The sequence below is a fragment of the Brevundimonas sp. GCM10030266 genome (assembly GCF_042666595.1).
GTDB lineage: Bacteria > Pseudomonadota > Alphaproteobacteria > Caulobacterales > Caulobacteraceae > Brevundimonas.
In genome coordinates, this window is record NZ_JBHTCY010000003.1 from 338,182 (window position 1) to 354,878 (window position 16,697).

General features: G+C 69.0%; 12 protein-coding genes. 9 read left to right on the plus strand and 3 right to left on the minus strand.

Annotation, left to right across the window (positions count from 1 at the left end):
* Positions 1-60: 60 nt before the first annotated feature.
* Positions 61-468 (plus strand): DUF983 domain-containing protein, encoded by a 408-nt coding sequence (locus ACFQQC_RS11490; RefSeq protein ID WP_376862527.1) that lies wholly within the window; start codon positions 61-63, stop codon positions 466-468.
* Here the strand turns inward: ACFQQC_RS11490 and ACFQQC_RS11495 are convergent.
* From ACFQQC_RS11495 to ACFQQC_RS11505, 3 genes are read right to left on the minus strand one after another with little or no spacing between them, the layout of a single operon-like run.
* Positions 465-2,060: a histidine kinase dimerization/phospho-acceptor domain-containing protein gene (locus ACFQQC_RS11495; RefSeq protein ID WP_376862528.1), complete on the minus strand. Its 1,596-nt coding sequence runs from the start codon at positions 2,058-2,060 to the stop codon at positions 465-467. The genes ACFQQC_RS11490 and ACFQQC_RS11495 overlap by 4 nt on opposite strands.
* The gene (locus ACFQQC_RS11500) at positions 2,057-2,767 is read right to left on the minus strand and encodes a response regulator (RefSeq protein ID WP_376862529.1); all 711 of its coding nucleotides are present in this window, start codon (positions 2,765-2,767) and stop codon (positions 2,057-2,059) included. The genes ACFQQC_RS11495 and ACFQQC_RS11500 overlap by 4 nt, the downstream gene beginning before the upstream one ends.
* A 2-nt stretch (positions 2,768-2,769) precedes the next feature.
* A complete protein-coding gene (locus tag ACFQQC_RS11505; RefSeq protein ID WP_376862530.1) occupies positions 2,770-4,380 on the minus strand; it encodes a DUF4173 domain-containing protein in 1,611 nt (536 codons plus the stop codon).
* A gap of 147 nt (positions 4,381-4,527) precedes the next feature.
* Here ACFQQC_RS11505 and ACFQQC_RS11510 point away from each other — a divergent pair, with 147 nt between their 5' ends.
* From ACFQQC_RS11510 to ACFQQC_RS11545, 8 genes are all read left to right on the plus strand, one after another.
* Positions 4,528-5,781 carry a TetR/AcrR family transcriptional regulator gene (locus tag ACFQQC_RS11510; protein WP_376862531.1) on the plus strand — a complete coding sequence of 418 codons (1,254 nt, stop codon included), beginning with the start codon at positions 4,528-4,530 and terminating at the stop codon, positions 5,779-5,781.
* A gap of 273 nt (positions 5,782-6,054) precedes the next feature.
* Positions 6,055-8,274, plus strand: a complete 2,220-nt coding sequence (locus tag ACFQQC_RS11515; RefSeq protein ID WP_376862532.1) for a TonB-dependent receptor — start codon at positions 6,055-6,057, stop codon at positions 8,272-8,274.
* Positions 8,275-8,348: 74 nt separating this feature from the next.
* Positions 8,349-9,926 carry an alkaline phosphatase D family protein gene (locus ACFQQC_RS11520; RefSeq protein WP_376862533.1) on the plus strand — a complete coding sequence of 526 codons (1,578 nt, stop codon included), beginning with the start codon at positions 8,349-8,351 and terminating at the stop codon, positions 9,924-9,926.
* A 22-nt stretch (positions 9,927-9,948) separates the two neighbouring features.
* Entirely contained in the window at positions 9,949-10,749 is an 801-nt protein-coding gene (locus ACFQQC_RS11525; protein WP_376862534.1) for a phosphatase PAP2 family protein, read from the plus strand.
* 85 nt (positions 10,750-10,834) lie between these two features.
* Complete coding sequence (locus tag ACFQQC_RS11530) at positions 10,835-11,449, plus strand: RNA polymerase sigma factor (protein ID WP_376862535.1); 615 nt, start codon at positions 10,835-10,837, stop codon at positions 11,447-11,449.
* The gene (locus ACFQQC_RS11535) at positions 11,373-12,320 is read left to right on the plus strand and encodes a FecR family protein (protein WP_376862536.1); all 948 of its coding nucleotides are present in this window, start codon (positions 11,373-11,375) and stop codon (positions 12,318-12,320) included. The genes ACFQQC_RS11530 and ACFQQC_RS11535 overlap by 77 nt, the downstream gene beginning before the upstream one ends.
* Before the next feature lie 84 nt (positions 12,321-12,404).
* Positions 12,405-15,323, plus strand: coding sequence for a TonB-dependent receptor (locus ACFQQC_RS11540; protein WP_376862537.1), 2,919 nt, complete (start codon positions 12,405-12,407; stop codon positions 15,321-15,323).
* Complete coding sequence (locus ACFQQC_RS11545; protein WP_376862538.1) at positions 15,323-16,675, plus strand: metallophosphoesterase; 1,353 nt, start codon at positions 15,323-15,325, stop codon at positions 16,673-16,675. The genes ACFQQC_RS11540 and ACFQQC_RS11545 overlap by 1 nt, the downstream gene beginning before the upstream one ends.
* Positions 16,676-16,697: the final 22 nt, after the last annotated feature.

Here is a 16,697-nt window from a genome sequence, read left to right on the forward strand (position 1 = left end):
CCCGGGTTGCGGTTTGTCCATGACAGGCCGACATCCGGTCACGAAGGAGCCGGACACGCCATGAGCGAACCCGAATATCCGCGCCTCAGCACCCTGAAGACCGGCCTGCGCTGCCGTTGCCCGCGCTGTGGCGAAGGTCCGCTGCTGCGCGGCTTCCTGAAGATCCGCGAGAACTGCCCGAACTGCGGCCTGGACTACAGCTTCGCCGACCCGGCGGATGGCCCGGCCTTCTTCGGCATGAGCCTGGTCGGGGTGATCGGCATGGGGCTGTTCATGTGGTTCGAGTTCACGGTCCACCCGCCGGTCTGGGTGCATTTCGTCGTGACCATGCCCCTGCTCACCCTCGCCTGTCTGGCCGTGCTGCGCCCGCTGAAGGGCTGGCTGGTCTCGGAGCAATTCGTGCACAAGGCCGCCCCGCCCGAGTGGAAGAGCGTGGGCAAACACGGCGACGGGACGCCCTGGCGCTAGGCCTTCGGCAGACCGATCTCGAACACCGCCCCACCCTCTGACGGCACAAGGTCCAGCGTCGCCTGATTGGCGGCCAGCAACGCGCGGGCGATGGACAGCCCCAGCCCGGCGCCGCCCTCGCTGCGGCGGGTGGTGAAGAAGGGCTCGAAGATGCGCTGGCGGTCGGCGGGCGTAACCCCCGGCCCATCGTCCGAGATCGACAGGATCACGGTCTCGCCGGCGACGCGGGCGGCGATCCGTGCGGTCCTCGCCCCGGCCTGACGGCTGTTCTCCAGCATGGTCGCCACCACCACCTCCAGTGTCGCCTCGGGGGCGGCGACGGGCGGCATATCGGCGGGCAGGTCCAGAGTGATCGTCAGGTCCGGCGAGGCGGCGTCCACGGCCTTCAGCAGCGGCGGTCGCGGGTCCACCGACAGCCCCGCCTCGGGCCGCGCCATGTCGGCCCGCGCCAGATCCATCAGCCGGGTGACCAGCGCCGACAGACGGCGACCGTCGGCGGCGATGTTGTCGAGGAAACGGCGGCGCTCCGCCGGCGACATGTCGTCGTGATCCTGCAGAAGTTCGACGGCGCCGTTGATGCCGGCCAGCGGGGTCTTGAACTCGTGGCTGACCGCGGCGGCGAAGTCGCGCAGGTAGCGGGAGCGACGATCAATGGCCTCGGCCATGACGCCGAAATCCTCGTACAGGGTGCGGATCTCGATGGCGGCGGTGGCGGGCGGCGGCGGCGCCTGTCCGCCCCCGCTGGCCACCTCGCGCGTGGCCCGGCTGAGCGCCTCGATGGGCTTTGCGATGCCGCGCGAGACCAGCACCGCGAGGAAGGCGATGAAGCCCAGCACCCCGACGATGCCCAGCGCGATCTTGATGCGATCCTGATAGATGCCCCTGAACAGGGCGCGGGGCGACCGGGACACCAGCACCACCCCCTCCACCTGCCCGTTCACCGTCACCGGTCGGGCGTGATGGATGCGCAGGCCCGACGCCCGGCTGAGCCATTCCATCGAATAGCGCGGACGATAGCCGTCGTTCCGCCTCAGCACGGTCGAGGGCCGACCCGCCAGCGCCGACCTCACCTCGGGAAGGGCGCTCCAGTTGCCCCCCTGACCGAAGCCGCGCACCACCGTGCCGTCCCGGTCCAGCAGGATGATCGAGGCCAGGGTCGTGCGGCTGGTCTCCTCCATGATGGCGTCCAGCCGCTGACCGACCGCCATCGCATCCGGACGCGGCGGCGACGCCGGCGCAGCGGCCGGACGGGCGGGCAGGACGGGCGTCGAGCCCAGGTCGATGGTCGCCCCCTCGGGCCGATACCAGCCGGGCGCCAGCCGCTGCGCCTCGGTCGGCGAGGTCAGGCGCGAGCCGGGCCACAGCGCCTCCGCCGTCGCCGACAGAACCGCCGTCTGGGCGACCAGTTCGGCCTCGGTCTGGCGGACGAGGGTGTTCTCATAGACCCGCAGGAAGATGCCCGCGAAGCCCGGCAGAAGGGCCGCGAACAGCAGCACCGCCAGCAGGATGGTCCTGAGCCGCAGGGCGGGCCAGTGCCGCCGCACGAACAGGCGGAAACGACCCGGCTCGCCCTTCGCCGGACGTGGGGTCACGCGGCGGCGCCGAGACAGGGCCCAAGCTGGTAGCCGAGCCCGGCGCGGGTCTCGACCACATCTCCGCCGCCGACCGCCGCGAACTTGCCGCGCAGGTTGCGGACATGGCTGTCGATGGTCCGGTCGGTCATGGCGAAGCCGGGCCCGTGCACCCGGTCAATGATGGCGTCGCGGGTGAAGACCATGCGCGGCTGGGCGGCCAGCACCCGCACGATGGCGAACTCGGTGACGGTCAGCGGCACCTCGGCTCCGGCCCAGGCGGCGCGCCAGCCCTCGGCGTCGAGCGACAGCTTGCCGTGGGTCACCGCGCCGGACGGCAGGGGCGCGGGCGTCCGCGCCGTACGGCGCAGGATGGCGGCGACCCGGGCCACCACCTCGCGCGGGCTGAACGGCTTGGTGACATAGTCGTCGGCGCCCAGCTCGATGCCCAGGATGCGGTCGAATTCGTCGTCGCGCGAGGACAGGAACAGCACCGGGGTGTCGCCCTTCGCCCGCAGGCGGCGGCAGGTCTCGATCCCGTCCATGCGCGGCATGTTGATGTCCAGCACGACCAGATCGGAGGGATGCGCCTCCAGATCGGTCAGCGCCGCCTCCCCATCCCCGGCCTCACGCGTGGCCAGTCCCGCCTTGCGCAGGGCGAAGGTCAGAAGGTCGCGAATGTGGGGGTCGTCATCGACCACCAGAACGGTGCGCTGCATGATCGCCATGTTCAGACTCCGGAGGCAGAGGTCAACGGGGTGGGTGCGGTCTCCTGCGGCGGCAGGAGCGACGGGGCCGGCGCCTCGGGCGCGGGCGGAGGCGGCCGGCTGAGGATTTCACCCTCCCAGGTCCGGTCACCGGGCTTCGGCGTGACCAGCGGACGCTCGGCCGCCATGGCCTCGACCTTCGCCAGCCGTCGCGCACCCCGCCAGGTCCAGCTACGCCAGTCGGCCTGCTGGCGGCGCAGGGTCCGGTGGATGTCGGTGCGCACCGCGGCGGCGCGGTCCTTCAGATCGGCGTCTGTCGTGGTCCGCTCCAGCTCGACCAACGACACCAGCGCAGGGGCGCCGAGGCTGCGCATATAGCCGAGGTCCAGCACCGCGCCCGTGCCGTCGATCTCGCGGGCGTGCCGGACGTTCCATCTGGCGGCGATCGCGCCCAGATCGACGACGCTGACGGCGGCCAGAACGATCAACGCCAGCTTCACATTGGCGTCGATCAGCCAGTGGCCGTCCTTGCCCTTCAGCAGCCGCCAGCAGATCAGCAGCAGGCCGACGCCGACCAGCACCATCCAGATCATCGCCGCGATGCGGAACCGGGTCAGGGCGTAGCCCTCGACATAGTCCGCCGTGCGCAGCAGGGCCGAGGCGACCAGCACCATGTTCTGCCCGACCCACAACACCACCAGACGACGCACCAGTGGCCGCCGCGCCGTCTCCGATCCCGGCCGCAGGGCGACCAGCACGAACAGGCCCGCCAGCAGGGCGGTGGCGATCAGCGGATAGGCCCCGCGATGGGCGTAGTCGGCCAGCGTCATCTCGCCGGGCAGGGGCGCCCCGCTCCACAGGAAGGCGATGTCCAGCCCGTTCTGCAGCGCGAACAGGGCGTTGAAGACGATCAGGGACAGGATCACCGAGGCCGTGCTGACGCCCGGCAGGGCGCGCTGTCCCAGCGACGGCAGGGCCATCAGCTTGCGACGCCAGCGCGGCCGCAACAGCGCGCCGGTCGCCAGGGCGACGAACAGGGCGAACACGCCCCGGCCGATCATCTCGCCCGACGGCCCGGTCACATGCACCGCGTGCAGGGCCTCGTCGATCAGCGGATTGGCGCGGGCGAACAGCGTCAGGAAGACCAGACCGCCGATAACCGGCAGGGCCAGGGCGCGGATCAGGGTCAGGGGCGACTGGCGGTGCAGGCGCGGCCGCCGCCGACGCCGGGTCAGTCGGTGCAGGTCGATGAACGGCCCGGCCACGCTGACGACCGCGTGGACGACCAGCCTTTGCCACCAGCGCCAGACCGGCTCGCCCGCCTTCACCCGGGCCGACAGGACCGCGACGGTCAGCATCAGGCCGAACAGCAGCCAGGCCAGCAAGCCTGGCCGCTCGATCATCAGCAGCGCCAGGCCGCACGCGGCCAGCAGCGCGATCAGCGCGCGGGGGTCGCGCCTCAACCCGGGCCGCGCCGCCACGACCGCCAGCAGCCATGCCGCCGCGAAGCCGCCGACGACGGCGCCCCATGGCAAGCCGCCGATAAACAGGAACTGGGCCAGACCGCCCAGCAAGGCCGCCAGACCGACCTTCAGCCAGAAGGCGGACCGGGTGAATGAATGTGTGCCGAGCATGGATCTCCCCTTGGCTGCGGCGTCCTTGTCGCGCGCCGGAGTCCAGAGCGCCGGGACAGCCCAAGGAGCCTCGGCGGAGACGGCGTGCAGAACCCGTGCAGAGGTTCAGTCTCGACAGGCCGGCCACACGCGGTCATTGGGAGGCGGATGCCTGTCCCCGATCCGAACAGCCGTTCCATCGACGCCGCGCAGATCGTGGACGCCGCGATCGCGCACGCCGCCGGCGTCGGACTGGAAAGCCTGACGCTGCGCGACCTCGCCCAGGCGATCGGCAAGAGCACGACGGTCATCGTCAATCTGTTCGGAACCAAGGCCGGGCTGATCGAGGCGGTTGGCGAAGAGGCCCTGCGCCGGGATGCCGAGTTCCACGCCGCCTTCTTCCGCGCCACGGAAGACCTGCCGCCGGGACGCGACAGCCTTCTGGCGCTGGTCCAGTCCTATCTGCGCCTGCGCGCCGCCGACGACGCCGGCTTCGTGCGCATCTGGGAGGCGCTGATGCTGGATGCCGAGGCCGATCCCACGAGGCGTGAACTGATGCGGCGCTGGACGGCGCTGCGGGTCGAGTCCTGGCGCGGTCATCTGGGCCCGGACAATCGAACAGCTGATTTTTCCGCGACCTTCGTCGCAACCCTGACGATTGAACAGTTCTACGCCGGCGCCCTCAGCGGCCGTCCCGACTATGAGGCCATCGCCGCCGAGGGCCTGGGCGCCCTGGTCGACCGCGCCCTCGGCTTGCGGGAAGGACCGGCGACGGCGACCCTCTGGTATCGCGACCGTCTCGTCCTGCCCCGGGCCCCGACCGAAGGGGTGGAGCCGGGCTCCATGCGGCGCAAACTGCTCGACATCGCCGCCGACCAGATCCTGACCGGCGGCCTGACGGCAATCACCAACCGCTCGGTCAGCGCCGTGGCCGGCACCTCGACCTCCACCCTCGCCTACCACTGGCCCGACATGCGGAAATTCGTGCTGGACGCGGTGTGGCACGCCGTCTTCCGCGACATGCCGCGCTATCTCGCCGGCCAGAAGCCGGAGGGCGATCCGGCGCTGGTGGACATGGACAGCTGGACCCGCCGCATGACGCCGCTGGCGTCCATTCAGCCGGAATCCGAGGGCTTCTACGTCCGCTACGCCCGCCTGATCGCCAGCATCTGCATCGAGGCGCGGCGCGACACCTCCCTGCATGATCTGGCCATGCTGCTGCGCGGGCCCGAAGGTGGTGGCACCTACTACAACCAGAGCGGCATCTGGCCGACGGACTTCAACCTGACCCGACTGGCGGCGACCCGCTTCGCCCTCTGGTACAAGGGCGCGGCCCTGACCGCCCTGGCGACCGGCACGCCCGTCACCGCCGACGATCTCCAGAGCGCGGCCTACGGCCTCATCGCCCGCAAGGCGCTCTAAAACAAACGTTTTCGGCGCGCCGTCACAAAGCCCGAAAACATCTGACAGAAACACTTCAGGCAAGCGTCACAAAAGCATAGCCGTGCCATCCTAGTGGCGGATTGTTGTCGAACGTTTGTTTTTCTTCGTCGCGACGGCGGTCCCAGCCCCTCCCCATCGCAGGGGCCGCCTCGACCCTTCGGCCAGACGAACAGGCGTTCGACAACATCCCAAAACACTTCGGCCCGCGAGGGTGGGGGCACCCCGCGCGTCGCCCGATGGATGGTCAAAAAAATGAAACGTCTCCTTCTCGGCGCGTCCAGCGCCATCCTGGCCCTGGCGGCGCTGCCTGCCGCGGCCCAGACCGCATCCGAACCGCAAGCCACGCAATCGGCCGCCGCCCTCGATGACGTCGTGGTCACCGCCCAGCGTCGCGCCCAGAACAGCCAGGACGTGGGCATCGCCCTGAGCGTCATCGGCGGCGAGGAACTGGACGAAAAGGGCGTCAACGTCGTCAACGACATCGAGAACGTCGTCCCGAACCTGGAAGTCGACAGCCAGTTCGGCAGCGGACAGCCCAGCTTCCGCATCCGCGGCATCGGCACCCGCGAATACTCCTCGAACAACTCCTCGACCGTCGGCGTCTATGTCGATGAAGTCGCGCACCCCTATACGATCACCACCCAGGGCGCGATGTTCGACATCGCCCGCATGGAGGTCCTGCGTGGACCGCAGGGCACCCTGTACGGTCGCAACACCACCGGCGGCGCGGTGAACATCATCACCAACGCCCCGACCGCTGATCTGCGCTCGGGCTTCACCGCCGAGTACGGCTCGTATGACCGCTACAAGGTCGAAGGCTACGTCTCGGGCCAGATCACGGAGGGCCTGCTGGGTCGTCTGGCCGCCGTCACCGAACAGGGCGGCGCCTGGCAGTATCATCGCGACACCGGCGAACGTCTGGGCGACCGCGACAAGACCGCCATCCGTGGTCGCCTGACCTGGGACGCCACCCCGGACGTCACCGTCGATCTGGCCGCCACTTACGCGATGGACAAGTCGGACGGCCTCGGCTTCCGCCTGCGCGCGCCCTACACGGTCAATGACGGCAGCATCACCTACCCGACCGACACGGCCTGGCGGATCACCGGCTGGCAGTTGTCGCCGGAAATGGCCGCCGTTTCGGGCCGCGCGCTCGGCTCCAAGCCGGGACGGGACAATGACGGTCTGGACCTGGCTGCGCGGATCGAGGCCGATCTGGGCTGGGCGACCCTGAACTCGGTCACCGCTTACCAGACCTTCAGCCGCTCGGAATACAACGACTGGGACGGCACCCGCTTCAACGAGTCCGACGTCTATTTCTACAACGACCTGGACGTGCTGTCGCAGGAGCTGCGCCTGTCGAACGAGATCGGCCGCCTGAACTGGATGGTCGGCGCCCACTATGCCGACGAGAGCCTGGACGGCGGCTTCTACACCCAGTTCCGCGGCGCCAACCGCGAACTGATCAACACGCCCTACGACCAGTCGGTGCAGGCGATGGGGATCTTCACCCACAACAGCTTCGCGGTGACCGATCGCCTGAACATCATCGCCGGTCTGCGCTGGGAACAGGAAGACCGCAGCCTGACCACCTCGGGCACCCGTCGCCTGAACGTGCCCGTCGGGCCGGAAGTCACCTACGAAACCGACCTGTCGGAAGTGACCGGCCGCTTCGGCGTCGAGTACGCCCTGGCCGACGACGCCATGCTGTACGCCAGCGTGGCGCGGGGCGTGAAGTCGGGCGGTTTCACCACCTACAACGGCACCTCGGCGACCCCGTTCAAGCCGGAGATCGTCATCGCCTATGAGACGGGCTTCAAGTCGGACCTGTTCGACAACACCCTGCGCCTGAACGGCTCGGTCTTCTTCTATGACTACGAGAACCAGCAGATCCAGGGGCTCGAGTACGACCGCGAATCCGGCCGCCTCGGCAAGATCACCAATGTGCCCAAGTCGGAAATCTACGGCGGTGAAATCGAGCTGAGCTGGATGCCGATCGAAGGCCTGACCATCAGCCAGAACTTCGGCTACAAGGAAGGCGAATACACCGAGTATTTCGCCATCGACGGCGCGGCCACCGACGCCGCCAACCCGGTCGACGGCCCGTGGGACGTCATCATCACCAACGACCGTTCGGGCGAGCCGCTCCAGTTCCCGAAATACAACTACGGCGGTTCGGTCGCCTATGACTGGGGCATGGCCGGCTTCGACTGGCGGGCCGAGACCAACTACATGCAGCGCGACGCCATCTACAACGCCGCCTCCAGCTCGGTCCTGCCCGGCTACTGGCTGTGGAACGCCAACTTCAGCATGGGACCGCAGGACGCCAACTGGCGCGTGACCCTGTGGGGCCGCAACCTCTTCAACACCTACTACGAAGAGACCCGCAACGGCTTCAACGGCTCGGCCCGTCCGACCGCCTCGCCGAACCAGGGCCGCACCGTCGGCCTGCGCCTGTCGATGGACTTCTAGGCGAAGCCTCTCCCCGGCGGGTCGGTTCGCCCGACCCGCCGGTCCTTTGTTCTGATCTGCCCCGGACGCCGCCGATGTCTCTGCTGATCCCCTCCCCGTCCCTGAACCGCCGCGCCCTGATCGGCGGTCTGGTGGCCGCGCCGGTCGTGCTGCAGTTCGGCCGCGCCCACGCTGGCGGGGCCTATCTTTTTCCGCTCGGCGTCGCCGCCGGCGATCCCTGGCCCGACGGCTTCGTCATCTGGACGCGGCTGGCCGCCAATCCGATCGCGCCGGACGGCTTCGGCGGCCTGTCCGGCCCGATTGATCTGCTGTGGGAGGTTTCGGCGGACGAGCGGTTCACCCGCATCGCCGCGGGCGGTCGCGTCACCGCCGACGCCTCCACCGCCCACGCCGTCCACGTCGAGGTGCAGGGCCTGCGCCCCGGTCGCCCCTATTGGTATCGCTTCACCGCCGCCGGCCAGCAGAGCCCCATCGGCACGGCCCGCACCGCCCCGGCGCCAAACGCGCACGTGCACCGGATGAAGCTCGGCGTCGCCTCCTGCTCGAACTGGGAAGTCGGCCACTTCAGCGCCTATGGCCACATGGCTGACGAGGCGCCGGACCTGACCCTGTTCCTGGGCGACTACATCTACGAATACAGCCGCACCGGCGAGCGCGCGGCCTCGAACGTGCGCAACTACGGCTTCGAGGAAGCCACCACCTTGGCCGGGTACCGCAACCGCTACGCCCTGCACCGGACCGACGCCGACCTGCAGCGCCTGCACGCCGCCGCCGCCTGTCTGGTGACGTGGGACGACCATGAGGTGCTGAACAACTACTCCGGCGTCTGGCCCGACAAGGACGGCGAGACCGCCAGCTTCGTCCAGCGTCGCGCCGCCGGCTATCAGGCCTTCTACGAGGCCATGCCGATCCGCCGCACGCGGGTGGACGCCCTGCTGCAGATGCCGATCTACAAACGCATCCGCTATGGGCAGCTGGCCGAGTTCTACATGCTGGACGGGCGGCAGTACCGATCACGCGGCGCCTGCACCATCGAGGGCGGGGCCAAGGGCCAGATCGTCCCCAACAGCCAGTGCAGCGACCGCCTCGATCCGTCGCGGACCTTCCTGGGCTTCGATCAGGAGACCTGGCTCTACGACGGGCTGGCGCGCACCGACGCCCGCTGGAACATCCTGGGCCAGAACCTTGTCATGGCCGGAGTCCGTTTCGAGAACCGGGGCGACGAGACCCGCTATTGGACCGACACCTGGGACGGCTTCCCCGCCGCGCGCGACCGCATGACCCGCGCCCTGAATACGTTGAAGCCCAGCAACCCCGTGGTGCTGGCCGGCGACTATCACTCGTTCTGGACCAACGATGTCCTGCTCAACAGCGAGGACGAGGGCTCCCCTGTGGTGGCGACGGAGTTCGTCGGCACCTCCATCACCTCGGGCGGTCCGCCTTACGAGGGCCTGATGGGCGCCATGCCCGCCAATCCGCACATCAAATTCTTCGACAGCCGCGTGCGGGGCTACATCTCCATCGACGTCACGCCCGATCTGATGACCACCCGCTACCAGCAGATCAGCGATCCCCGCGATCCGCGCGCCACCCTGTCCACGCTGAACACCTGGGTGGTCGAGAACGGCCGCCCCGGCGCCCAGCTCGCCTGACCTTTACAGTTCCAGAGTTCCCATGATTGCTTCCTTCCACGCCCGCCCGCTGGCCGGCGTCGCCTTCGCCCTTGTCCTCGCCGGCTGCGCCACGACCGACGGCCCCGCGGACCAGACCGCCGCCCGGGTTGAGGCCCCGACCTTCTGGACCGGCTTCCGCGACCATCCGCACGGCTATCTGAACAAGGCGACCGCGCCGAACGCCGCCAACTTCCTGCCGCCGCCGCCTGAGCCGGGCTCCCTGCGCGAGCAGGACGACATCGCCATCTACCGCGCCACCCGCGCGCTGAAGGGCACGCCGCGCTGGGCGCAGGCCGCCGCCGACAACGAGATCGAGACCCCGTCGGCGCCGCGCATCTTCAACGAGGCGCTCGGCATCGAATTCGTCCCGGAACAGATGCCGACCCTGACCCTTCTGCTGGGCCGGATGCTGGGCGATCTGGAGACCATCCAGACGCCGGCCAAGCGCGGCTATTTCCGCCAGCGCCCCTTCGTCGTCGAGCCAGCGGACACCTGCTTCACGCCCGAGCCCTGGCTGGGGCCGAGCGGCTCGTATCCCTCGGGCCACACGGCGCTGGGGTGGGCCTGGGCGCTGGTGCTGGCGGAAATGGCGCCCGACCGCGCCGACGCCATTCTAGCGCGCGGCATCGCCTACGGTGAGAGCCGGATGATCTGCGGCGTCCACTACGCCAGCGATGTCGAGGCCGGTCGCGTGGTCGGCGCCGTTATCGTGTCGGCCCTGAAAGCGAACCCGGAATTCCGGGCAGACTTCGAGGTCGCCGCCGAAGAGCTGCGGCGCGTCCGACAGGAACAGACCCGCTGAGTTGTCACCGAACCGACAAGGGATCGTGAGCCGGGTGTAACCGGAACCGACTACCCACGCCCTTCCAGTATGCGGAGGGCGACGCATGATCCCGGTGTCGGAGGCGGATCGCTGGTTCATCGATCAGGTTCTGCCGCACGCCGCCGCCTATCTGCGTCAGGCGCGCCGCTGGGCCACGGATGACGATGCCGCGCGCGACATCGTCCAGGAAGCCTACGTCAAGGTCATCGGCCTCGCCGACTGGCGCGCCATCGCCCGCCCCAAGGCCTATGTGCTGCTGATCGTTCGCAACCTCGCCATCGACCGGCTGCGTCAGGCGCGGCTGACCCCGTTCGACCGCCGCGGCGACGACGCCCTGCTGGTGATGGAGGACGAGGCGCCCGACGCCTTCGCCCAGCTGGCGGGCCGACAGAGGCTCAGACTCGTCCGCGACGCCATTGCCGCCCTGCCCACGCAGAGGCGAAAATGCGTGGAAATGCGAAAATTTCACGATCTCAGCACTCGTCAGATAGCGGATCGTTTGGGCCTGTCCGTCTCTACGGTGGAGACCCACCTCTCCAAGGGCCTACAATCAGTGATGCAGGCGCTACAGAGCGACCTAACGGAAGGGAACGATCAGCGCGGTGAGCAGCGACACGAACCTGCAGGCGGAAGCGGCGGACTGGGTGGTGCGGCTCGACGCCGGAACCGCCCGGCCTGACGATTTCGCGCGCTGGCGAGACGCCGATCCCCGCCACCGCATCGCCTTCGCCCAGGCTCTGGCCGACTGGGAAGCCATGGAGCAGGCGCACGATGCGGACGATGCGACGCCGCCTCTCCGTCAGACGCGTTTCGAAGATCGCGGCCGCCGGGCCTTCCTGCGCGCCGCGGCCGTCATCGGCCCGGTTCTCGCCATCGGCGGCGGCGGCGCCCTGCTGTTCCGCGACGACCGCGCCCATGCGGCGACAGCGGTCGGCGAGATGCGCCGGTTCGAGGCCGCGCCCGGCCTGACGATCGAGTTGAACACCGACAGTCGGGTGTCGTGGAAGACGCGCGGACGGACAAGCGAGGTCTGGCTTGAGCAGGGCGAGGCGGCGCTGTTCATCGACAGGGACGTGCTCGACGGAGCGACCCTGCGCATCGCCGGAGACGAGATTCTGCTGGCCCCCGGCGGCTACTCCGCCCGGGCCGTCGAGGCCGCGCCCGAGGTGCTGGTGATCGACGGCGGCGCGCGGGTCGGCAGGCGCGGCGCGAACGCGACCACCGTGCTGACCGGGCAGAAGGTTCGCCTGTCCGAAGGCCGTCCGGTCGCCCCGGAACACGCCCCCGATATCGCCGCCGCCACAGCCTGGCGACGGGGCGAGATCGTCTTCGCCGGCCAGACGCTCGGCCAGGCGGTGACCGAGTACAACCGCTATCTGGATCGAAAGCTGGTGGTGGCCGATCCCGCCGTCGCCGCCATCCGCATCGGCGGGCGGTTCGACACCGTTCGCCCCGAAGCCTTCCTGACCGCCCTGGAGCAGAGCTTCGATCTCAAGGCCCGCCCGACGACCAGCGGCGTCGTCATCGAAAGAAAATCGACCGCCGGGTAGCGGATAGCCCGATCCCCTTCGTCCTTGGGGGCAGACGCCGGCGGAACAGCCCGACCGGCGACCAAGGCAAAATCGGGGATACACATGCCTTCCAGAGGTTCGCGCACGCTCGCCCTGCTTCTTTCGACCACTCTGCTGACGGCGCTGCCGGCCGCGGCCCTGGCCCAGACGCCGGCGGCGCAGCAGGCGGTGATCCGGTTCAACGTGCCGGCCGGACCGGCGGCGGCGACGCTCAACGCCTTCGCGGCGCAGGCCGGGGCCGAGATCCTCTACCCCTACGCCGCCGTCGAAGGCCTGACCTCGCCGGGCGTGCGCGGCGCGATGACCCGTGATCAGGCCCTGCGTCAGGTCATCGCCGGCCTGCCCCTGACCATCGTGCAGGACAGCCGCGGCGTCATCACCCTGCGCGCCGTCAACGATGCGGGCCGCCCGTCGCTGGCCGACTCCACCACCCTGACCGACGTCGTGGTCACCGGGTCTCTGGCCGCGCTCCAGCAGGCCCAGCGGGTCGAGCGTCGAGCCGACAATCTGGTCAATGTCGTCTCGTCCGAGGACATCGGCCAGTTCGCCGACCAGAACGTGGCCGAGTCCCTGTCGCGCCTGCCCGGCGTCTCGCTGGGCCGTTCCGAGGGCGAGGGCCGCAGCGTCTCCGTGCGCGGCCTGCCGTCCGAGTTCACCGCCGTCACCGTCAACGGCGTTCGTCTGGGCACCTCCAATGTCGACACCGCCTCCGTGTCTCTGGACTCGGTGTCGAACGAACAACTGGCCCAGATCGAGATCAGCAAATCCACCCTGCCGAACCAGGACGCCGACACCATTGGCGGCGTGATCGACCTGAAGACCCTGTCGGCCTTCTCCGGTCGCGAAACCGCCCAGCTGCGGGTCGAGGGCTATTATGGCGATGTGGTCGAGGAATGGGGCGAGCAGATCTCGGCCAACTTCACCCGCCGGTTCATGGATGATCGCCTCGGCTTCGGCGCCAGCCTGGCCTATTCGCGACGCCCCATCGCCGGGACCGAGCTCGAGGCGGACGGCGGCGTCGATTATGTGACCGCCCTTGAAGCGGATGAACCCGAATACCTGCGTCCCAACGAAGTCATCCAGGTCACCGAGACCGGCGAGCGCACCCGCTGGAACGCCTCGGTCAATCTGGAATACCGCCCGGTCGAGGACACTGAGCTGTTCCTGCGCGGGACATGGAGCAAGCTCAATGACGAGGATCTGAGCTTCCAGGACATCTGGGTCATCGAGGAGTCCGAGGACGAGGACATCCTTGAACTGGGCCCGCGCGGCGGCCGTTTCGACATCGTTGAAAACGAGCGCCGGCTGTTCTTCCAGGACATCCACGACACCATCACCAGCCTGTCGACCGGACTGAACCTGACCCGCGGGGGCTGGGACATCGGCGCCCAGCTGGACTGGTCGTTGTCGAAGTTCGAGAACACCGACGCCATGCGCGGTCGGTTCCGCACCGAGGATCTGCTGGTCGACCTGGTTTTCTCGGGCGAGGACTTCAGCCTGACCCCGGCGATCGGCGACGGCGGAGACGGCGACGATCCCTTCGATCCCGGCGACTATCAATTCAACCAGCTGCTGTTCGTGCCGGAAGTGCGCGAGGACGAAATCTGGACGGCGGGACTGGATCTGGGCCGCGAGCTGGACTTCGGCATGCCTGCTCGCGTCGATTTCGGCGTCAAGGCGCGCTGGCGCGAGAAATTCAACGACCGCAGCGAATATTCGGGCAATCCGCGCACCTACGGCTATTCGATCGACATGGCCGATCTGGACATCTTCGATGTCCCGGGCCGGGGCTATGACAGTTTCTTCCCGACCGCCGGCAGCGCCTGGCAAGCCTTCCTTGAAGCCCGCGACGTCCTGCTGGCCCAGCCGGCCTACCAACGTGAGGATCTCTCGGTCGCGGTCGACTATTTCAACGCCGAGGACGTCACCTCCGGCTACGGCCAGCTGACCGTCGAGCCCGCCGATAATCTGAAGGTCATCGCCGGTGTTCGCGTCGAGCACACCGAGGCGGAGGGCCAGGGCTGGTTCACCGAGTTCGACGGTTCGGGACGCGGGCCGGACGGCCAGCCGGGCACCGGCACCATCATCGACCTGGGAACGCTGTCGAACAGCTACACCGACTGGTTCCCCGGCCTCCACGTGCGGTGGGAGCCGACCGACGACCTCGTGATCCGCGCCTCCGCCACCCGCGGCATTCAGCGCCCGAACTTCACCGACCGAGCCAACCGCATGCGGGTGCAGTTCAACGAGAACGATCCGACCGACCGCGACCTGTTCGCCGGTAATCCCTGGCTGGAGCCGCTGACGGCGGACTCGGTTGATGTCTCGGCGGCCTGGTATCCGTCGTCGGACACCGCCCTGCAGGCGGCGGTCTTCTACAAGAAGATCGACAACTTCTTCATCGACTTCGAGGGCGACGGCGCCGACCTGCCGCTGCTGGGCCTGCAACTGCCGGCGGGCGTCTCGGACGAGTTCGCCGCCATCGAGACCGTGATCAACGGCGACGAGGCCGAGGTGATCGGCCTGGAGCTTTCCGCCACCCAGAGCTTCACCTTCCTGCCGGGCCTGCTGTCGGGCCTGTTTGTCCAGGCCAACGCCACCTTCGCGGACTCCGAATCCTCGGCCAGCGTCCGCGCCGGCGAGATGTTCTCCCTGCCGAACCAGCGCGACTTCCTGGGCAATCTCTCCTTCGGCTGGGAAGACGACCGCCTGTCGGTGCGCCTGGCCGCCAACCACAAGGGCGAGGCTCTGGCCATCCTGTCCAGCAATCCGGAATCGGACGTCTACAGCCGCGCCGTGACCCAGGTGGACTTCAACCTGCGCTACGACCTGACCGACACCGTCCGCCTCTATCTGGACGCGGCCAACCTGACCGACGAGGCGGAAATCGACTACTATCGCGGCGATGAAAACGGCGCGATCCTCTACACCAACTCCGCCTTCGGCCGGACGGTGAAGCTCGGCGTGCGAGCCAGCTTCTGATGAGCGTCAGCCTGCTCGCCGGCCTGCTGATCGCCGCCTCCCCGGTCGCCGCCCAGGAGCTGCATCCTGACAGCGTGCGGCCGGCGGTGGTCGAGCGTTGGCGAGCGGGCGGCTGGCCGGACCGGGTCGTGCTGACGCCGGGGGCCGATCCCGCGCGCGAAATGGCCGTCGCCTGGCGCACCGATCCCCGTCAGACGACGGCCCGCGCCGAGCTCGTCGTTGACGACGGCGGTCCCGACATCGAGGATGCGGCGCAGCGGATCGAGGGCCGGACCACCGAGCTGTCCACCCCGCTGGGCGTCGCCCGCTACCATCAGGTCCGGTTCACGGACCTGACGCCCGACACCGCCTATGCCTATCGCCTGCGCGGGGCCGACGGCTGGGGCGAATGGCGGTCCTTCCGAACGGCGGCGGCCGAGGCGCGGCCTTTCCGCTTCGTCTATCTGGGCGACCTTCAGAACGACGTCCTTGAGGTCGGGGCGCGGGCCGTACGGCAGGCCTGGAGGACAGCGCCTGACGCCGCCCTAGTCGTGCACGCGGGCGATCTGGTGCAGCAGCGCGACGGCGATCCCCATGACGCCGAGTGGGGCGAGTGGACCGAGGCCGGCGGCGCCCTTCTGGCCTCGCTTCCGCAAATCCCGGCGGCCGGGAACCACGAGTACCTAGAGACCCGCACCGCCGACGGCGACACCGACTACACCCGTCTGGGGCCGCACTGGCCGGTCCAGTTCGCCCTGCCGGACAACGGCGCGACAGGCGCGCAGGCGACCAGCTATCTGGTTGATCATCAGGGCGTGCGGTTCATCGTCCTGGACACCACCTCAGCCCTGAATTTCGGCACCCTGGAGGCCCAGCGGGACTGGCTGCGCGCGGCCCTCGACAGCGCCGGCGACCGCTGGAAGATCGTGGTCATGCACCATCCGGTGTTCAGCTGTGGCCGCAACTATGAGCCGACGCGCATCCGCTCGACCTTCCGCCCGGTGCTGGAGTCGCACGGCGCCGATCTGGTCCTTCAGGGCCATGACCACTGCTATAGCCGCGCCTCCGATCCGGACGCGGGTCCGGTCGAGGCCGGGCGCACTCGGTCTCTGGACGGCCCGGTCTATGTGGTCTCGATCGCGGGCGGAAAGATGTATCCGCTCAACCCCCAGTCCGCGACGCAGGCGGATGTGCGGATCGGCGACACACAGCTGTTCCAGATCGTGGACCTGACCCCCGGCCGCCTCTCCTTCCACGCCTTTGATGCGACGGGCCGGATCAGGGACGCCTTCGAGATTGAACGCTCCACGGAGGGGCGGAGCCTGATCGACCGTCAGCCGTCGGCCGCGACGGATCCCGCGCCGTCCGACTGAAGGCCGGGTATCCCGGGCGAAC

Bases quoted from the DNA above. Each gene is read 5' to 3' on its own strand.
- ACFQQC_RS11510 (WP_376862531.1), top strand. From the start codon at position 4,528: ATGCCTGTCCCCGATCCGAACAGCCGTTCCATCGACGCCGCGCAGATC.
- ACFQQC_RS11540 (WP_376862537.1), top strand. From the start codon at position 12,405: ATGCCTTCCAGAGGTTCGCGCACGCTCGCCCTGCTTCTTTCGACCACT.
- ACFQQC_RS11505 (WP_376862530.1), bottom strand. From the start codon at position 4,380: ATGCTCGGCACACATTCATTCACCCGGTCCGCCTTCTGGCTGAAGGTC.
- ACFQQC_RS11490 (WP_376862527.1), top strand. From the start codon at position 61: ATGAGCGAACCCGAATATCCGCGCCTCAGCACCCTGAAGACCGGCCTG.
- ACFQQC_RS11545 (WP_376862538.1), top strand. From the start codon at position 15,323: ATGAGCGTCAGCCTGCTCGCCGGCCTGCTGATCGCCGCCTCCCCGGTC.
- ACFQQC_RS11530 (WP_376862535.1), top strand. From the start codon at position 10,835: ATGATCCCGGTGTCGGAGGCGGATCGCTGGTTCATCGATCAGGTTCTG.
- ACFQQC_RS11520 (WP_376862533.1), top strand. From the start codon at position 8,349: ATGTCTCTGCTGATCCCCTCCCCGTCCCTGAACCGCCGCGCCCTGATC.
- ACFQQC_RS11515 (WP_376862532.1), top strand. From the start codon at position 6,055: ATGAAACGTCTCCTTCTCGGCGCGTCCAGCGCCATCCTGGCCCTGGCG.
- ACFQQC_RS11500 (WP_376862529.1), bottom strand. From the start codon at position 2,767: ATGGCGATCATGCAGCGCACCGTTCTGGTGGTCGATGACGACCCCCAC.
- ACFQQC_RS11525 (WP_376862534.1), top strand. From the start codon at position 9,949: ATGATTGCTTCCTTCCACGCCCGCCCGCTGGCCGGCGTCGCCTTCGCC.